Source organism: Psychrobacter sp. UBA3962 (assembly GCF_002385225.1).
Lineage (GTDB): Bacteria > Pseudomonadota > Gammaproteobacteria > Pseudomonadales > Moraxellaceae > Psychrobacter.
Genome location: NZ_DGDC01000020.1, coordinates 169,644 through 188,034, shown reverse-complemented (window position 1 = coordinate 188,034; position 18,391 = coordinate 169,644). Strand labels below are relative to the sequence as shown.

The window sequence follows — 18,391 nt, the reverse complement described above, 5'->3', positions numbered from 1 at the left end:
GATGGTCGGATGCTTACCTTTTTTCGTTAATATCTTTTAAAGTATTATTTTTTTTAATTAAATCGATAACTTCCTCTCTTAGCCTTTCTGTCAATTTTCCTTGCTTTAAATGTGTTCTGTTAGACATGAATAATTCTTGCATAACATCAACTGGTAAATAATTACAGTCAACTGATATTAATGTGCATCTCTTTAGTAATGGGAAACCTAAATCCTTACTAATAAAACTCTGACCTTCATAACCGTGAACCTGACCATTTAATGTGAAAATTAAGTTCTTATTACCTATATACTGGCGATCTTGCTCGTTATTAGTCTGTATTTTGAATACAGTAATATTTACTGGGATTTTAAAATAGCTATTATTGACATCAAGGTCGGTTTCTAATACTAGTGATATTGTGCGTTCCACATTATTATTAGTGTCATCATCAATTCTGTTTCGATTTCCTTTAATAACTTTATTATCAATCTTAAGGTCATATCTGGTATCGTAAACTAAGAACGGTAGAGGTAAATCGTAAAAATACTGATTGAAAGATCGGTATAAATCTGTTGATATATTACCTTTATTTCCATGAGCAGGCTGAAAAGAATATAACTGAATAATAGTACCCGACTCAAAGTTTCTATTCTTTAATCCTAAATCCAAACTTTCTGCCTTAAAGAAAGGTACCTTACCTTCAATAGTAAAATACTCATACCAAGTAGATCTATAATTTTCATCTTTTTCAGATTGTGTTAATGGATGCTTCCTAACTAATGTAAATCCAAACTTTGCAGAATCTTCATTAGCTCTTTTCGATCCAATTAATTGGTATTTCTTATCACCACAAAATACTACTGCTCCCGTTGAGCCCATATTATACTTACCTTGGGCGAATGGAATCTTAATCTTATTACCTCTATGTAATGACAATAATGTCTCCTCAAACTTCTCAGGCAACTGTCCCTCACCATTATCATATATTCTAATGTTAGGCTGTCCCATATCTCCTGTAGCAATGACTTGAATATCTTCTGCTATAGCCCTTCTCTCTTTATCTGTGAGATCATTCATATTACAGTCTTTAATACCATAGAACTTCTCAACAGCTTCATACATGGTTTTAGGGGCATCTTTAGATATAGGATTTACATCATACTCATAACACTTTTTCATTAAGCATGCGTCGATAGAGTTGGTAATTTTTTCAACTAGAGCAGGAATTGGATGATTCTGTTGATTTTCAAATGTTCCAAAATTATTTTTGTTACCACCGTATGGTTTCCAGTTTGCATTATTTTTCAAAATATCATCATTTAAAATTATTTGTTCTACTTCGGCTTCGTTTTTACAATTGAATAATTTAAAAAACAATTCTTTTACTTGTATATCCTTCATAACAATTTCCTTTTAAAATCTAAACCCTTCATTTGAATCTCTTACACCAGTTTTGTATGCTGCTTCAAGCAATTTCAACTCTTCTTTAATAGCTTTCAACATCTTATCTACATCAGAACTTGTATACTCATAGTTATTTGTATTAGAACAGTTTGATAACAATCTAATATCATTTATAACTCTTTCAACTCGCTTTGATGCTACACGCTCGAACCTATCTCTACGATCATTTTTCATAATAACAATTACTCCAATATTTTCATATAGAAAAATTATTCACTACATAATGGTATATATAGTTAATATATCATTTTTGTAGTAAATATCTATAAATAAATTCATATAATTTACATTTTTTAAAAAAATGTATATAAAACATGTTGGCAATAAAAAAGGTGAGCCACTAAGTGACTCACCTTTTATAAATTTCCAAATTTACGTTATTTTACGACTAGCGTAACCAAGCACGAGCGTTACGGAACATACGCATCCATGCGCCGTCCTCGCTCCAGTCTTCTGGCTTCCAACTGTGGTTGATCGCACGTAAGTTACGCTCAGGGTGTGGCATCATTAATGTCACACGACCGTCGGTACTACAAACACCGGTTACCCCACCAATAGAACCGTTCGGGTTCAACGGGTAAGTCTCAGTAGGCTTGCCTTGGCTGTCAACATAGCGCATCGCAATTTGACCGTGGTTTGCCATACCTTCAATATCTGTCTCATTTAAGGTCGCGAAACCTTCACCATGAGCCACCGCAATCGGCAAGATACTGTCTTGCATGCCTTTCAACAAGATAGACTTAGTGCGTTCAATCTTCACGTTCACAGTACGCGCTTCAAAACGAGCTGACTCGTTGTAAGTGAAACGTGGGAAGTTCTCGGCACCTGGAATTAAGTCTTTTAACTGTGCCATCATCTGACAACCGTTACACACGCCTAGACTAAAGGTATCTGGACGGGTAAAGAAGCGGACGAACTGCATACGTAATTCGTCATGGAACAAGATTGAGTTGGCCCAACCAGAGCCAGCGCCCAATACGTCACCATAACTAAAGCCACCACAAGCCACTAAGCCATTGAAGTCCCGTAAATCGATACGGCCTTCAAGCAGATCGCTCATATGCACGTCTACAGCATCAAAACCAGCGCGCTCAAATCCTGCCGCCATCTCTAACTGACCGTTAACGCCCTGCTCACGTAAGATAGCCACTTTTGGTTTATTAGGACGGCTCTCTAAATAAGGCTCCTCGACTTTTTGGTTTAAGTCAAAGTTGGCTTGAGCAATCAGACCATGATGGTTAGGATCCGCAATCAAGTCAAATTCTTGTTGCACACATTCCGGGTTATCACGGCGCTTAGCAATTTGATAACTTACTTGAGTCCAAGTTTGCTGTAGATCACTACGGTTAAATACTAGCGCATTATCACCTTGGTGTGATGGGGTGATAATAGTTAGTTTATCTTGGTTAGCACCGCCTACTGGCGTCTCAATAGTTTGACCCACAAGGCTTAGCATATCAGCGACATTATGCTCATCCGCCAATGCCATTACTGCTTCCACATGCTCAGGCAATACCTGAATAACAGCGCCTAATTCCTCGCTAAATAACTGACCCAATAGATTGTCATCGGTTAGATTTAGGTTGATTGCCAAACGGTTGGTGAATTGCATCTCTGCCACAGTCGCCAACAAGCCACCATCACCGATATCGTGATAAGCACTGATAACGCCTTGCTCATTACCCGCTTGAATAAAGTTAAAGAAGTTAATCAAGTCTTCTGGACTGGCTAAGTCTGGGCATTCATTGCCTAGCTGGCTTTGAGTTTGAGCTAGGATTGAACCACCCAAACGGAACTGACCTTTTGATAAATCCAAACGATACAATGCTGAATCTGCATTTTTAAGATCTGGGGTTAAGGTCTTGTTCACATCTTGTACTGGAGCAAAAGCAGTAACCACTAAGCTCATTGGGCTAACAACGGCCTTATCGCCGTCTTCATCTGTCCAGCCAGCACGCATAGACAATGAGTCTTTACCTACCGGAATAGCAATTCCTAAAGCTGGACATAACTCTTCACCGATGGCGTAAACCGCATCAAATAGAGCTTCATCTTCTTTGTCCTCACCACAAGCTGCCATCCAGTTTGCCGACAAGGTAATATCAGAAATCTTATCAATACGAGCCCCAGCAATGTTGGTAATGGCTTCGGCCACTGCCAAGCGTGCTGAAGCGGCTGGGTTAATCAGAGCCACAGGCGGACGCTCACCGACACTCATCGCTTCACCAGTATCTGACAGTAAACCAGAGCTAGTCACAGCGCAGTCTGCCACAGGCACTTGATAACGGCCCACATACTGATCTTGCGTGACCATACCGGTGATAGAACGGTCACCAATACTGATTAAGAAAGATTTACTGGCTACGGTTGGGTGACGTAACACATCATGCACCGCCTCTGCTAGCTCAGTCGCTGATAAATCTAATGCTCTCAGCTGTGGCTCACTACGCTCAAATGAACGTTTCATTTGTGGCGTACCACCCAGCAATACCTGCATTGGCATATCTACTGGTTGATCTTCCAATAAGTCGTCATCTACTTTTAACTGACGGATTGTGGTCGCTGTTCCCAAAATAGCGTACGGGCAACGCTCACGTTTACAGATAGCATCAAATAGTTCTTCGCTTTCTGGGCGAATGGCCAAGACATAACGCTCTTGCGCCTCATTTGACCAAATAGCCATAGGTGACATGCCTGCTTCTAGCGAAGGAATGCGGCGTAAATTTAAGTGAGCTCCCATGTCATGGTCATCCACCAGCTCAGGCATAGCATTCGATAAGCCACCTGCACCCACGTCATGGATAGACACGATTGGGTTACCATCTTTGCCAGAGTTACTGCTTTCAACATCATCACCGGCCAAAGACCAGCAGCGATCGATAACTTCCTGACAACGACGCTCCATCTCAGCGTTATCACGCTGTACAGAAGCGAAGTCTAAACCTTCGTCCAACTCACCACTATCTACAGAGGAAGCTGCACCCCCACCCAGACCAATTTGCATTGCTGGGCCACCTAGTACAATTAATAAATCACCTTCTTGGATGCCATTTTTCTCAACCAAGTTACGCTTGATGTTACCGTAACCACCGGCAATCATAATAGGCTTGTGGTAACCGCGCATCTCGCTACCATCTTGTTCTTTACTGGTATCCAATTGGAATGAGCGGAAGTAACCACATAAGTTAGGACGACCAAACTCGTTTGAGAAGTTAGCAGAACCTAAAGGTGCTTCGGTCATAATCTCTAAGCTTGAGGCCATACGATCGGGCTTACCGTAGTCTTTAGTGCTTACTTGACCTGACTGCTCCCACTTCTCTGGCATGTCTGGTAGATGTAGATGCGAGACGTTAAAGCCAGTCAAACCTGCTTTTGGCTTACCACCACGGCCGGTTGCCCCTTCATCACGAATCTCACCACCAGCGCCTGTTGAAGCACCGGCATAAGGAGCAATCGCTGTTGGGTGGTTATGAGTCTCAACTTTCATCAAGATATCGATGTTTTCGTTATGGAAGCCATACTGATGCATTTCAGTAGATAATGCGTCGTCCCCTAATGAGCCACCCAATTGTACGGTAGGTAGTGGATAGAAACGCTGAGCTTCAAAGCCTTCCATTACCGCAGCGTTGTCTTTATACGCTGATAAAATACCTTGAGGATTTTTCTCATGGGTGTTACGAATCATTTTAAACAATGATTTTGGCTGAACCTCACCATCAATGGTCCACTCTGAGTTGAAGATTTTATGACGGCAATGCTCTGAGTTGGCTTGAGCAAACATCATAAGCTCTACGTCAGTTGGGTTACGTTTTAACTCGTCAACGTAAGCAGTCATTAAATAATCGATATCTTCACTAGATAAAGCGAAACCAAACTCTTGGTTGGCAGCTTCCAATGCCGCACGCCCTTCCCCAATCACGTCAATATGATTTAGACGGGCTGGGCTGTGATCATCAAACAGCTGCTCTAGCTTAGCAAACTCATAAACCAAGCTTTGAGTCATGCGGTCATGCAAAATTTGCTCAGCTTCTTTTGGCAGTTTCGCAGGTAAATTGTCGCCCGTTAAGGTGAAAACGATGACGCGCTCAACACGCTCAACATCAAGATCACAGTTATTAAAGATATCTGTTGCCTTACTAGACCAAGGCGAAATCGTACCAAATCTAGGACTAACAATGACTTGGCACTGCCCTTGTGTCGCTGTAATTTGGTCTACTTCCTCGCCTTGATTTAATAAATCCAAGGCCTTTTTACGCTCTGCATCGTTAAGGTCACGCGATAGGACATACACTTGTTGAGTGTCAATGCCAGTCACTTTTAACGCCGCTTGGCTATTTAACTGCTCAATCAGTTGATTGGTTTTAAACTCGGTTAAAAAACGGTGTCCAGCGAGGGTCATCATAAGGCAATTTCCGCAGTATCTAAGAGGGAAGAAAAGTATTAAGAAAATAAACTTCAATATTATGTGAATGTGAAACGAGACAAAAAATGCTCAGTGTCACACTTATTTGGTTACTTTTGGAGGGATAACCACCCAATCGAGCAAAAAGCCGATTTAATTAGCCGCTATTATAGCAAGAACTTGGCTGAAACGTGGCATAGAACCACTATCTTTACCTCGCTTTTGCCAACTAAAAATAACTTTTCTACAGTTTTGATAATTCATTTTTATAAGTCACTGCCAAATCTGTGTTTATTAATCTTTTATTTCTCTCAATTATGATTTGGCAAAAAGATTTACTTACTAGAATTAACTAAAACGGCTGACTGTTTACAAACTGTCTTCATCTCTTACACTTTCAACGTGTTCATTTATTTCCCATCGACTTATTATGAAAGTCGACTATAAAAAATGCTTTCAACAGCATTCAATACAATAAATTCGAATCATTAAAAGGAAATAAAAATGAGTAAACAAGATCAGATAGATACTATTCGTGAGATCGTTAAAGATGTTAAATTTGCTATGATGACCACCATCACTAACGAAGGACACTTGCACGCCTGCCCGATGACCACCAGCGAAACCAGTCTTGGAGCTCGTGAAATCTGGTTCATTGGCGATAAAAGCACTGAGGCGGTTGCTAATATTAAAAACAATGCTCAAGTAAACCTTTCTTATGTTAGCCAAGACAGTAAAGATTACGTTTCTATCAATGGCGAGGCTAAATTAATTGATGACCAAGCCAAATTAGATGAATTGTGGTCGCCTATTTATAATGCTTTTTATGAGCATGGCAAAGAAGATGAAAATGTACAGTTAATTAAAGTAGTCCCAAATGGTGCTGAGTTCTGGCGTAGTGGTAGTGGCGTAGTCAATGCAGCAAAATTGGTCGCTGCTGCCCTGCAAGATGGTAAAGTGGCAGACAGTCTAGGTGAAAATGGCTCTGTTGAATTTGACTAATTTTTGACAAATGAAAGCCTAATTTAAAAAAGGGTTTCAGAACACTGAAATACTGTACTGATTATCAAACCCTTTACTCTAGCAAACTGCCTTTTAAGCTCATTAGAGTTAGCTTTAAAAATTAAATTAAAGTCACAATAAAAAACGCCCTACTGTCAAAGTTAGGGCGTTTTTTATTTAGTATTCGTTAGCATTAAATTAGTTCTGTTTTAGATAAGGCCAAGCCGCTCTCATATAGATCATCATCGACCATAGGGTTAACACCACAGCGGCAACCATTAAGATATAGCCAATCGTCTGTAAAGACTCAACGTTCAATAATAAGACGGTAATCGCTACCATCTGGAAAGTAGTTTTTAGTTTACCCACATAAGATACCGCCACACTGGTACGGGCTCCTAATTCTGCCATCCACTCACGTAACGCTGACACCGCAATTTCACGCGAGATAATCACAATGGCGGCGATCGACATAATGATATTCGGATGCCATTGAACCAAAACAATCAATGCTGCGGCGACCATGAGCTTATCTGCAACAGGGTCTAGAAATCGGCCAAATGCAGAAACAATATTCATCTTACGGGCCAAATAGCCATCTAACCAATCGGTAATGGCAGCAAGGACAAATAATAATGTTAACAACAAATGCCGGAACATACTGTCGCTAAAAGCATCCATGTTCATGCCAATGTTGGCAATGGCATTGTCCGAAATCATCGGAACCCCAATGCCCAGTGCAGGAGGCCAGTATGCAATTGCCACAAATAACGGAATCATAGCAATACGAGCTATGGTTAAATTGTTTGGCAGATTAAAAATACTGGCTTCTTTATTCGGCTGTAATGATGATTGAGTCATGATTGAGTCAAAGTTACTTATGTCAGAGTTACTCATAGAGAGCGTTTAATTTCAGCTAGCTTATCATTTATACCTAATTTTAGTAAGTCCTAATGAATTAGTTTGGAATATCAGAAATCTTAAAGGTTAGCGGCTTTATAAGACTGTAGACACCGTAAGTCATCAATTTACTATTAGACTCTTAAGCTGAATCTAAACTAGATTAAAATAAGCATCAAATCGCAGGACATCATTGTGCCAGCTTTCATCTGGACTGGACTGAGCAAACAACGGAGCGGATGCCGGTCTCTTTACCACCACTCTGCCACCTGGCACCACCGTATTTAAAGCTAGATTTAACAGCTTTTGCTCTTCCTCTAGATCTGGCGGCTGAGCTATGTGATGTAAGGCCTGCATGTGCTTGCCTACTTTGGCTCCTTTGCCTGTCGCCATATTCTCATAGCTATTTTCAGGGAACATAGGGTCTAAGTAAACCACATCATAAGCTGAAGTATTTAATGCTGGTCCTTTTTGCCTTGCAAAAGACAGCGTCTCCATAAACTGAGCAGAGTCTGCGCATATTACCTTTAATCTGGCCATTAATTTTTGCCAATTGGCTTGCTGTGACATCAGCTGCTGCTCATACATCAGCAGCAATGCCATTAAAGGATTACGCTCTAGCAAAGTTACTTGGGCTCCGGTGCTGGCAAGGATCAAGCTATCATGACCAAAGCCTGCAGTGGCATCAAGCACCTGGCTTTTATCAGTGAGCTTACAAGCCTGGAGCAATAACTCTGACTTTCGGCCCGCACTCACCACCCGGCGCTGTAAACTCTTCCAATCTGGCGCCACACTAATCTGATGGGTTAGCAGCGACAGCTGTAGCTTGTCATCAATAATAAATAGCGGAGTCTGGTACTGATCACTTAGCTGCTGACGCATCTTTTGGCTCAGCTTCTTATCAACAGCTGTCACTTGCAGTGTCAGCGACAAGTCACTCGCTTCAATCAACTGGTGTAATTTTTGAACAATAAGCACTACTTCAGCAGATACAGCCACTGAATGGACTACCGGAACATAAGTGACATCCGTTGTATGGCTCATTTTGTTATCGTAACCTTATCTATTGCTATCGAAAGTATCAGTCTGTATTAGCTGGCTCTAGCCTTGGATGGTATAGCCAAAAATCCAAGCCACCAAAAGCACGATGATACCAGTGATGATTCTAAGCCAAGCAAAAATAGTAAAGTCGCGACGACTCACCCAATCCACTAGCCAACGAATACATAGCAAGGCAACGATAAATGACACTACTATGCCCACAGCCAAAACCAGCCAATCTTCAGAGCTGGATAGCACCTCTTTGTGCTTCAGCAGATCGAGCAGACCGGCGCCGATAATAACGGGAATACCTAAGAAGAAGGAGAACTCAGCAGCCGCTTTACGAGACACTCCTAACCACAGTGCACCGATAATGGTAGATCCTGAGCGTGAGGTGCCTGGAATAAGGGCCAAACACTGAAACAAACCAATCAGTAGCGCATGTTTAAAGCTCACATCCTCTGCTTCTTCTGCGACAATCGGTTTCGGCTTACGCTCAACATAGAATATTAGCAGACCGCCAACTATGAGCATGATAGCCACAATATAAGGGTTAAATAAATATTGCTTAATTTGATCGGCCATCGTAAAGCCAACAATCATCACTGGGATGGTGGCTACAATGAGACTCAACCCCAACTGACGAGGGTTCCTGAGAGCATTAGGGCCTTCTGATTTACCGGTTATCAAGCCCATTAAGGCATGCCACAGGCGTCCCCAGTATTCATAGACCACAGCTAAGATAGCTCCCAGCTGAATAACCACAATAAATAGGTCTGCTTTTTCTTTAGTCCAAAAACCCATAAGGTCTGCAGATAAAATTAAATAACCGGTACTGGATATGGGTAAAAACTCGGTAATACCCTCTACAATACCCATGATTATTGCTTTAAATATGAGTAACAGATCCAAAGTAAAGTCTCGCTGTATTAAGATAAAATAATATTAGGATAAATGATTTTAAGTAGTATATGGCTTTGGCAGATAGTAAGTTGTCTATTCTTAGGCTTTACCCTGCTCTTTCAAGGTTTTCCACGCATCATTGCGTAAATATACTGGAAGAGCCTGCTCGGCAGGTACACCGCCCTGCTGTAAATACTGTGCGATACCCAGCTTAGCTAACGTAACGGCATCGGGTTGAATGTCAGCGTATAGGGGCTGTTGTTGCTGAGCCGTTAGTAATTCAGCCCCATTACCTGCAATAGGCCAAGCAAGCTCAGTGTTTTGGTCATAGTCTAGCAGCTGTTCATTCGTGCCCTCAGTTAGCTTCATTACCTGAGAAGTGTGATCCAGCTGATACTGGGCAAAATAAACCTGCTTCATACGGGCATCAAACGCCACATAAACTTGTTGCAACCCTTGCTCATCAAAAGCCGCTTGGGCTATGGCACTCAAGCTTGACACACCGACACAAGGTAAATCATGAGCTACCGATAAAGCCTGTACTACAGCGGTATTAATTCTAATACCACTAAAAGGACCTGGCCCACGATTAAAAATTAAAGCGGTTAAATCAGCAAGCTTTACCCCTGCTTTTTTTAAAGATGCATCAATCATTGGCAAGATAAGTTGGGTTTGTTCTCGTTTGCCGGGTTCAGTATGACAACTAAGTATTTGTAGATCTTCACTGACTACAGCTACTGAACATTGGTCAAAAACGGTATCGATTGCCAAAAACATGAGGGCCTCTTTGAAAGCTAAAATGCAACGTATATCTAATGCGGATGGCTGGATGTCAAAATAGACAGCTTATCATACCACTAGCAATCCCTTTGATAAATCAGTAGTTAAATCAATTTGGGCTTTCCCATTTAAAATTCACACAACAGTAACAATAAAAAAGCCAGAGCTGCTAATAAAAGCAATCTGGCTTTGATATCTATTGTTATTTTGCCAACAATTAGACTTATCTACTATAAGCTAACTGTCGATCAGCAATAAGTGAAGCTCTAGTTATTTGGGCTAAAGCTATTTGGGTAGAGAAGCCGAGATTTGACTTAGAATCTCATTAATTTCACTATTGGCTTCTTGCTCTTTTGCCAAGTCACCACTTGGAGTAAGCTGATTAACAATCTCTGGTAAAAGTTCGGCTAATCCTTGACGCACTTCCGTCTCGTCAGCGCCTGTCTGTTGACATACGTGTTCAATTTCTTGCTTATCAAATAATTTATTAATTTGATTGGGATCTAGATTTTGGTTTTGCTGCTGGGTGCTCATCCAAGATTGAGCTTCATTGCCAAAGCCCATATCCTTAACTTTATTGAGTGCCCCAGAAAGACCCCCATTGCGTTGGATCCAATTTAGGGCGATGGGCATCAAAGCAGCAACCAACATGGCTTTATTACTACCGCCTCTAGCACTGGCTTGACCTCTTCCTAACACGCTACCTAAGATGCTGCCCAAACCACCAGCGCCACTGGTTTGGCCACCCATCTGACCTCCTAGCATGCCACCAATAATATCATCAAGACCAAAACCATTACTTTGTGATTGGGTGTTGGTCTGGGCTGAGTTATTACTGCCTAGGATACTATCTAAGATGCCACCTAATCCTCCAGTAGAAGCAGATTGAGTACGCTGATTAGGGCTACGCTTTGTATCTTGTCCTTCTAGTGCCTGACGGGCTACCTGAGTAACTAAATTCCCTAGTAAACTCATAAAATTCTCCTTAATAACTTCAAAATGACCTGAATAATTTCAAAAGAGCAAACCACAAATATTTATATTTATTGCAGGTTCGCTTCATTTCAATGCAAACAAGCTTACCACCTAATCTAGTATTATTTCACAAACTATTTTTATGTGATTTGTTATTCAACTGTCAGTAGCCGTGCACGTTTAGCGCATTATTTTTCAGCTCAACTCCATCGACTCAGAACCTTTAGTTCACGCCAAGTATCAGCCTCGACTTGGTCTTTCCAAATCAGAACGGTTTCGCGCCGCTGCAGGGGCTGCTCAGTATCAAATATTAATTGCACACAGTGGCTAAAGCTTTGGGTAGAAATTAGTTTTGCTTGCCAAAGGATGGGTTGATGACTACCCTGAATGAGTAACTGCCAATGGGCGTTAACTTCGTCAATATTGCAGCCGGTAATGTGTGAGGGTTGCCCGCTTCTTGTGATCTCTATCAGAATACAAAGCAGTATTCCCTCCATAACCAAAGTCAATACCCCATAAAAAGGGAGGGATGAAGTACTGACTATCAGTAATAGCAGTAGCAAAAAGCCACAGCTATATAAACGCTGCCAGTAGCTAATTGCAGTAATCTCGATAACCAACTGCGTACTCATATCGACCGACAAGCGACAAAGAGTTGCCGATCGACTTTTAATCGATAAAAAATGAATTCGCTAATCAGATTTAAGATAAATCACCATGTTGTAGGGTTTTTAATTTTAAAACCAATTCAGCTACTTTAGGGTCATCTGGTGTATCTTGGTTCATAAAATAGTTTAATAGGTCTGGATCTTCATAGGTTAGTAGCTTAGCAAAAGTGGCTTGTTCATCATCATCCGCGGTCAAATAGTGCTGCTTAACATAAGGATCGATATAGAAATCCAGTTCTTTTAAACCGCGACGGGCCTGATAAATCACTCTGCGTTGCTCATTGGTCGGTTCGGGTTGTGTCATTTTAAAGTTACTCCTAAATATAATATAAACTACAATATAAATTAAAGTTAAAAATGTTGAGCCGAATTAAGCAACTAGCTATTAAGCTGCTGCCATAACGCCAGCCCTTGCATGGTCAAGCCCACATTGTGAGTGCGTACAATACTGGCCCCTTGCTGGAAAGCGAGTAAGGCTGCCGCCATACCCACCCCATCTCTGTCAGTGGCTTGATGCTCACTAAATGCAGGTAAGTCAGTACGGTTAAGAACCTCCCCTAAAAAACGTTTACGGGAGATGCCAAATAAAATAGGCAATTGTAATTGATGCAGCTCACTGAGTTGGTTTAATAAGGTTTTATGGTGATCGTAATTTTTGGCAAAGCCAAACCCAGGGTCAATAATAATATTGCTGGACTTTATACCCGCTTGTTGAGCACAGTTAATACGCTGCTTTAGTTCGGCAATTACTTCCTGCAACACGTTCTGATAACTGGCTTTGGCATTCATGGTCGTCGGTTCGCCACGCATGTGCATCAACACTACTGGAATATCTAACTTGGCAGCCATCTGCGGCGCGCCTGTACGCGTTAACGCTCTAACGTCATTCCAGATATCCGCCCCAGCTTGCACCGCTTGTTCTATAACTTTTGGCGAACTGGTATCAATAGAAAGCCACAACTCTTCACCAAACTGCTGACGAATCGCTTCTACCACAGGGACTACTCGAGAACATTCTTCATCCTCTGTAACAGGACTGGCATTTGGACGGGTAGATTCACCCCCAATATCAATAATGGTTGCCCCTTGTTGTAGCATCTGTTCGCAGTGAGCCAAAGCGTTCTCGACGCTATTAAACTTCCCACCATCTGAGAATGAGTCGGGCGTCACATTTAAGATACCCATAATCTGGGGTTGCGACAAATCCAGCTGCTTAGACTGTGCGGTTGTCGTTTTGGTCTCAATTGCTATCTTGGGAAAAGGGTGTAGTTGCATAGTAATAATTATTCTTTTTGGTCTTCAGGTTTAAAGTTGATAGTTAGGTCAGTTGGCAATCTTTTTATAATGACAGCTCTTGCCTTTGTAACTTACCCATTTTAGCAGATATAGAAAATTATAGTGGCGCAATAGAGATCTAGTATTTGCCGAAACTAGCACAAAAAAAGGCACCTTCAATTGAAGGTGCCTTTTGTATCAACTTTAATGGTATGAAGGTTTAAGTTTCATACGGTACTTACAATCTTACATAGCTGGTAACGGAGGAGGTGTAGGCCCTGAAGGTGAGTCAGTAGAGTCTGCCTCTTCTTTTTTAGGAGTCACATCCTTCTCTGGTTGATAATTACGGGGTTCACGAGGCTCATTGCCCGCTAAGATGTCTTGTAACTGATCTCTATCAATGGTTTCCCACTTCATCAAGGCATCAACCATCGCATGCATTTTATCTTTATTTGCTTCGATGATTTCACGGGCAATATCATACTGCTCTTCTAAGATACGACGAATCTCTTCATCTACCTTCTGCTGTGTTGCCTCAGAAATACTACGAGTCATCCCGCCAAAGTAGCCCTGTGACGTATCATCCTCTTCATAAACCATCACCCCTAGTGCATCAGACATACCGTACTTGGTAACCATCGCACGTGCCATTTTGGTAGCGCGCTCAAAGTCATTAGATGCGCCAGTGGTCTTTTGGTTTACAAATACTTCTTCTGCAATACGACCACCAAATAAGATAGCAATATCATTTAGCATTTTAGACTTATCTAAGCTAGTCTGGTCAAACTCAGGCAGCTGCCAAGTTACGCCCAATGCCCAACCCCGCGGCATGATAGTCACTTTATGCACAGGGTCAGTCCCTGGAAGCATCTCTGCTACTAACGCATGACCCGCTTCATGATAAGCAGTTGCACGGCGCTCTTCTTCACGTAACACCATTGACTTACGCTCAGGACCCATAAATAGCTTGTCTTTGGCATCTTCAAAGTCATTCATATCGACGCTGGTTTTATTACGACGCGCCGCAAATAAAGCTGCCTCGTTTACTAAGTTAGCCAACTGAGCACCACTAAATCCAGGCGTACCACGTGCTAACGCATTGACATCAACGCCAACCGTTGCAGGTAACTTACGCAAATGCACCTTTAAGATCTCTTCACGGCCTTTAATATCTGGTAAGCCAACATGCACTTGACGGTCAAAACGACCTGGACGTAGTAAAGCTTTATCTAGCACGTCTGCGCGGTTGGTTGCCGCAATAACGATAATACCGTCATTGCCCTCAAAACCATCCATCTCAACCAATAATTGGTTTAGGGTTTGCTCACGCTCATCATTGCCACCGCCCATGCCAGTACCACGGCTACGACCTACAGCATCAATCTCATCAATAAAGATAATACAAGGTGCATTTTTCTTAGCTTGTTCGAACATATCGCGGACACGAGAAGCACCCACACCGACGAACATTTCTACGAAGTCAGAGCCTGAGATTGAGAAGAAAGGTACTTTCGCTTCACCAGCAATCGCTTTAGCAAGTAATGTCTTACCCGTACCTGGCGGACCCACCATTAAAATACCGCGAGGAATGGTAGCACCAAGTTTGGTAAATTTGTCGGGATCTTTTAGAAAATCAACAACTTCAACAACTTCTTCTTTCGCTTCTTCAGCACCTGCGACATCATTAAAGTTAACTTTAATTTGGTCTTCGCCTAGCATTTTCGCTTTAGATTTACCAAAGCTCATAGGTCCGCCGGCTTTACCACCCGCGCCCCCTTGCATATTACGCATGAAGAATAAGAAAATACCGATAATAAGCAGAACAGGGAAACTTGCAATTAATAACTGCAACATAATGCTTTGGCGCTCAGGGGCGGCGCCCTGCACTTCAACATTATGCTTACGTAATGTAGGCATTAACTCATCGTCAGCCACGGCAGGGACAACGGTCTCAAATTCTGAGCCGTTAACTTTTTCACCGGTGATTTGTTCACCATCGATTTTGACGCTTTTAATTTGGTCCTCAGTGACTTGAGTTACAAACTCAGAGTAATTAAGCGCATCCGGCTCATTACTGCTATCAAAGTTGCTAAATACCAGCACTAATACGCCGATAACAACTAGCCACAATAAGGTATTTTTTACCATGTCGCTCACAAGCTATACCATCCCTTACTTATTGATGTATTCAAAATTCTGCCTAATCTTGCATTATAACATGAGACAAAAAAACAATTATGGCTCGTCACCGTGTTAATACACGCGTTGATTATTCTGTCATTAATTTTTTATAATATTTCTAATAGAGCTTAACGCCCTTAAAACCATGCCCTTAATAAAAAAACTATGATCTTAACGAACCACTGCTGATACTTCTCTTTATTAGGTCACTCTACTTATTTATCAAGGATAAAGCAGATAATAATATCTAAATTTTAGATTTACTTATTTAATCCATCTTTGCAATTATAGACTTTGTTCAGTCAGCCCAATTTCTATGTCCCTTATTACCAAGCATAAGTAGAGCAACTTTTCATAAAGAATATAAGGGTCATAATAAATAAAAAAACCATCATAAATAGAGAGTCACAAGTAATGTCTTAAAGCTAAGTGGTTAACTGTGATTATTAAGCTTTCTAAATAGCTTAAGTTACTTGGTGGCCACCCAAAACACCTCTTTTGAGCGAGGGCGAGAGGCGGCAGGCTTAATGGTACGCACTTTAGAGAATTGAGACTGTAATTGCTGACGTAACTGCTGCTCCCCTTCTCCTTGGAACACCTTCATTATTAAAGACCCACCTTTAGGAAGTACTCTAAGTGCAAAATCTACAGCCAGCTCACACAGATATATCATGCGAGGCTGATCTACTGCGGTATGGCCAGAAGTGTTGGGTGCCATATCTGATAACACCACATCCACTTGTCTATCACCCACTTCACTCATTAATTTATCAAACACTTCTTCTTCTCTAAAATCACCTTGAATGAAGGTCACATTCTCCAGCGCATCCATAGGTAAAATATCAGAAGCAATCAATATGCCACTATCCCCTACCAATCTACCAGCCACTTGTGACCAACTTCCTGGCGCACTACCCAAGTCTACAACTGTCATCCCTTTTTTAATTAGGTCAGTCTTTTCATTAATCTCTAATAGCTTGTAAGCAGCACGAGCACGATAGCCCTCTTTTTGAGCTAACTGCACGTAATGGTCGTCAAGATGCTCTTTCATCCAAGCTTTACTGCTTTTAGATAATTTCTTATTAGTGATGCGGGTTGCCAAAATATCCTCACTGTAACTGTATATATAAAATAGAGATGTGATAACTATTAATTAATAGCAAATTCTACCATTATTTAAACTATTAAGCTTATGGCCTGTTAAAACTTAGCCAACATTACAAACTCATCATGCAAGAGGCAACAACTTTCTTTATAATGCCCCTGTGAATCCAATTCGCTTTTGAAGCTTCATGCTTTAATAACTCGATAACTGTATAAAGAGTGAGCGTAAAGACTCCGTTTAGATAGCGTCATAGATTGACCCTATATGATATTTTTCTTTTCAAGGCTGGTTAAGTTAGGCCTAATAATTAATACTGAGACAATATGAGTACTGCAAAAAACAAACGTCCTGCATTGGACAACACTGAACTTCGCCGCCTTAAAGGCATTGGTCACGAGCTAAAGCCTGTCGTTACTATCGGCAATAAGGGGTTGACTGAGTCAGTAGTAGTAGAGTTAGACCGCGCTTTAAATGATCATGAACTTATTAAAATCAAAACGCCACCAGGTAGTAAAGAAGAGCGTGAAGTATTCAGCAGCGATCTTGCTGGAAAAACTGGTGCTCAGCTTATTCATAGCATCGGCCGCATGGCTCTATTATTACGCCGCAACCCCAATGCTAACCCTAAGTTGTCTAACTTAAGTCGTTATAGCGATTAATGGTTATTACAAGTCATTAAAAAATAGTTATTTAAAAAAAGGCCGCTAATTTAGCGGCCTTTATTGTTTTATTGACTCTCAATTACTTTTATAGACTCTTAATTAACTTAACAATTAAAAAAATCTCATTTATCTAAAGCGAATAATTTAGATGAATGAGATTTTTTGGTATGCCTTGCGATTCAGTCTTTAAAATAGCTTGTTGACTATTAATCGTTCATCGCTAAGTAAGTACCTTGGCTTGTCGCGTCTAAGTAACGACCATCGCGCCATACGCTGTAACCATTATGGCTGCTGTACGGGCTGAATTTTGACTGTCTGAAATCTGATACCCATTGTGAGCCATCATAAATTTGAATGTGACCATGTGGGTTTTTTGATGAGCGGTTAAATACAGCAACGTCACCGACTTGAGGTTGATAGTTGTCATTGCTAAGCTTAACAAAGCCCGCTTGTGCTAATGTGCCACGAGTAGCATATTGATAAGCTGATGCATTAGGAGTGAATTCATAGCCTGCAGCTTGTAAAGCTTGACGTACATAACGGGCGCATAGTCCAAGCGTTCTAGAATGAGCAGCACGGGCAGCACGAGCGGCGGCTAAAGCAGGAGGCGCTGAGCTGGTCAAACGACCAGAAGAGAAAGTTGAGTTATTTGCAGAGGTAGCAAAAGAAACTGAGTTACTGTATTTAGTTTCTAGTTGTCTAGCCAATTGGGCCAGTTCATCACTTTTTTGCTGTGCTTGATTGTTTAAATACTCAATGTTCTGAACACGTTCAGTGGTATTAGAAGTGATGTTAGAGAAATTGTTTACTACTTTATACGTTTTAACTGCTGAAGAGTTTGTGGCTGGTTCAAAAGTTTGTTGAACTGTTGCATTTACTTGTGTGGCACTTAGTCCCATTAACGACAAAATAATAAGTGACTTTTTCATAACATTCCCAGAATTAGTTTTGCAATGTACTATTCAACCTACCTGTCAAATAGCCTATTGATATTCATTTAAAAACAAACGACCTATCGAAACAGCCTATATTTAGACTTAGCAACCGTTT

General features: G+C 41.2%; 16 protein-coding genes. 2 read left to right on the top strand and 14 right to left on the bottom strand.

Translation table 11 applies throughout. From position 1 onward, the window contains the following. Positions 1-13: 13 nt before the first annotated feature. From B3S92_RS05610 to purL, 3 genes are all read right to left on the bottom strand, one after another. Positions 14-1,384 carry a hypothetical protein gene (locus B3S92_RS05610; RefSeq protein ID WP_296203621.1) on the bottom strand — a complete coding sequence of 457 codons (1,371 nt, stop codon included), beginning with the start codon at positions 1,382-1,384 and terminating at the stop codon, positions 14-16. A 12-nt stretch (positions 1,385-1,396) separates the two neighbouring features. Next, entirely contained in the window at positions 1,397-1,621 is a 225-nt protein-coding gene (locus tag B3S92_RS05605) for a hypothetical protein (protein WP_296203618.1), read from the bottom strand. Positions 1,622-1,835: 214 nt separating this feature from the next. Then, entirely contained in the window at positions 1,836-5,849 is a 4,014-nt protein-coding gene (gene purL / locus B3S92_RS05600) for a phosphoribosylformylglycinamidine synthase (protein ID WP_296203615.1), read from the bottom strand. 504 nt (positions 5,850-6,353) lie between these two features. Here purL and B3S92_RS05595 point away from each other — a divergent pair. Then, on the top strand, positions 6,354-6,851 hold the full coding sequence (locus B3S92_RS05595) for a pyridoxamine 5'-phosphate oxidase family protein (protein WP_296203614.1): 498 nt from the start codon (positions 6,354-6,356) through the stop codon (positions 6,849-6,851). Positions 6,852-7,049: 198 nt separating this feature from the next. Here B3S92_RS05595 and pgsA read toward each other — a convergent pair whose 3' ends face one another. From pgsA to rlmE, 10 genes are all read right to left on the bottom strand, one after another. Beyond that, positions 7,050-7,712, bottom strand: a complete 663-nt coding sequence (gene pgsA, locus B3S92_RS05590; protein ID WP_077451591.1) for a CDP-diacylglycerol--glycerol-3-phosphate 3-phosphatidyltransferase — start codon at positions 7,710-7,712, stop codon at positions 7,050-7,052. Positions 7,713-7,904: 192 nt separating this feature from the next. Further along, the gene (locus B3S92_RS05585) at positions 7,905-8,795 is read right to left on the bottom strand and encodes a class I SAM-dependent methyltransferase (protein WP_296203611.1); all 891 of its coding nucleotides are present in this window, start codon (positions 8,793-8,795) and stop codon (positions 7,905-7,907) included. 57 nt (positions 8,796-8,852) lie between these two features. Then, complete coding sequence (locus B3S92_RS05580; RefSeq protein ID WP_077451587.1) at positions 8,853-9,704, bottom strand: undecaprenyl-diphosphate phosphatase; 852 nt, start codon at positions 9,702-9,704, stop codon at positions 8,853-8,855. A gap of 90 nt (positions 9,705-9,794) precedes the next feature. Next, entirely contained in the window at positions 9,795-10,472 is a 678-nt protein-coding gene (gene tsaB / locus B3S92_RS05575; RefSeq protein WP_296203609.1) for a tRNA (adenosine(37)-N6)-threonylcarbamoyltransferase complex dimerization subunit type 1 TsaB, read from the bottom strand. 288 nt (positions 10,473-10,760) lie between these two features. Next, positions 10,761-11,450 (bottom strand): YidB family protein, encoded by a 690-nt coding sequence (locus tag B3S92_RS05570; protein ID WP_296203606.1) that lies wholly within the window; start codon positions 11,448-11,450, stop codon positions 10,761-10,763. A gap of 200 nt (positions 11,451-11,650) precedes the next feature. Further along, complete coding sequence (locus tag B3S92_RS05565) at positions 11,651-12,082, bottom strand: protein YgfX (RefSeq protein WP_296203605.1); 432 nt, start codon at positions 12,080-12,082, stop codon at positions 11,651-11,653. Between the two features lie 70 nt (positions 12,083-12,152). Further along, positions 12,153-12,422, bottom strand: a complete 270-nt coding sequence (locus B3S92_RS05560; RefSeq protein WP_296203602.1) for a succinate dehydrogenase assembly factor 2 — start codon at positions 12,420-12,422, stop codon at positions 12,153-12,155. A gap of 74 nt (positions 12,423-12,496) precedes the next feature. Further along, on the bottom strand, positions 12,497-13,393 hold the full coding sequence (gene folP, locus B3S92_RS05555; protein WP_296203597.1) for a dihydropteroate synthase: 897 nt from the start codon (positions 13,391-13,393) through the stop codon (positions 12,497-12,499). Between the two features lie 246 nt (positions 13,394-13,639). Further along, positions 13,640-15,541, bottom strand: coding sequence for an ATP-dependent zinc metalloprotease FtsH (ftsH, locus tag B3S92_RS05550; RefSeq protein WP_296203635.1), 1,902 nt, complete (start codon positions 15,539-15,541; stop codon positions 13,640-13,642). A gap of 502 nt (positions 15,542-16,043) precedes the next feature. After that, entirely contained in the window at positions 16,044-16,676 is a 633-nt protein-coding gene (rlmE, locus tag B3S92_RS05545) for a 23S rRNA (uridine(2552)-2'-O)-methyltransferase RlmE (RefSeq protein ID WP_077451582.1), read from the bottom strand. Between the two features lie 326 nt (positions 16,677-17,002). Between rlmE and B3S92_RS05540 the strand changes: the two genes are divergently transcribed. Continuing rightward, entirely contained in the window at positions 17,003-17,338 is a 336-nt protein-coding gene (locus B3S92_RS05540) for a YhbY family RNA-binding protein (RefSeq protein WP_296203593.1), read from the top strand. A 209-nt stretch (positions 17,339-17,547) separates the two neighbouring features. Here B3S92_RS05540 and B3S92_RS05535 read toward each other — a convergent pair whose 3' ends face one another. Continuing rightward, complete coding sequence (locus B3S92_RS05535) at positions 17,548-18,270, bottom strand: CHAP domain-containing protein (RefSeq protein ID WP_296203591.1); 723 nt, start codon at positions 18,268-18,270, stop codon at positions 17,548-17,550. Positions 18,271-18,391: the final 121 nt, after the last annotated feature.

Coding starts and splice junctions, on each gene's coding strand:
- B3S92_RS05610 (WP_296203621.1), bottom strand. CDS start 1,384: ATGAAGGATATACAAGTAAAAGAATTGTTTTTTAAATTATTCAATTGT.
- B3S92_RS05605 (WP_296203618.1), bottom strand. CDS start 1,621: ATGAAAAATGATCGTAGAGATAGGTTCGAGCGTGTAGCATCAAAGCGA.
- purL (WP_296203615.1), bottom strand. CDS start 5,849: ATGATGACCCTCGCTGGACACCGTTTTTTAACCGAGTTTAAAACCAAT.
- B3S92_RS05595 (WP_296203614.1), top strand. CDS start 6,354: ATGAGTAAACAAGATCAGATAGATACTATTCGTGAGATCGTTAAAGAT.
- pgsA (WP_077451591.1), bottom strand. CDS start 7,712: ATGACTCAATCATCATTACAGCCGAATAAAGAAGCCAGTATTTTTAAT.
- B3S92_RS05585 (WP_296203611.1), bottom strand. CDS start 8,795: ATGAGCCATACAACGGATGTCACTTATGTTCCGGTAGTCCATTCAGTG.
- tsaB (WP_296203609.1), bottom strand. CDS start 10,472: ATGTTTTTGGCAATCGATACCGTTTTTGACCAATGTTCAGTAGCTGTA.
- B3S92_RS05570 (WP_296203606.1), bottom strand. CDS start 11,450: ATGAGTTTACTAGGGAATTTAGTTACTCAGGTAGCCCGTCAGGCACTA.
- B3S92_RS05565 (WP_296203605.1), bottom strand. CDS start 12,082: ATGAGTACGCAGTTGGTTATCGAGATTACTGCAATTAGCTACTGGCAG.
- B3S92_RS05560 (WP_296203602.1), bottom strand. CDS start 12,422: ATGACACAACCCGAACCGACCAATGAGCAACGCAGAGTGATTTATCAG.
- folP (WP_296203597.1), bottom strand. CDS start 13,393: ATGCAACTACACCCTTTTCCCAAGATAGCAATTGAGACCAAAACGACA.
- ftsH (WP_296203635.1), bottom strand. CDS start 15,541: ATGGTAAAAAATACCTTATTGTGGCTAGTTGTTATCGGCGTATTAGTG.
- B3S92_RS05540 (WP_296203593.1), top strand. CDS start 17,003: ATGAGTACTGCAAAAAACAAACGTCCTGCATTGGACAACACTGAACTT.
- B3S92_RS05535 (WP_296203591.1), bottom strand. CDS start 18,270: ATGAAAAAGTCACTTATTATTTTGTCGTTAATGGGACTAAGTGCCACA.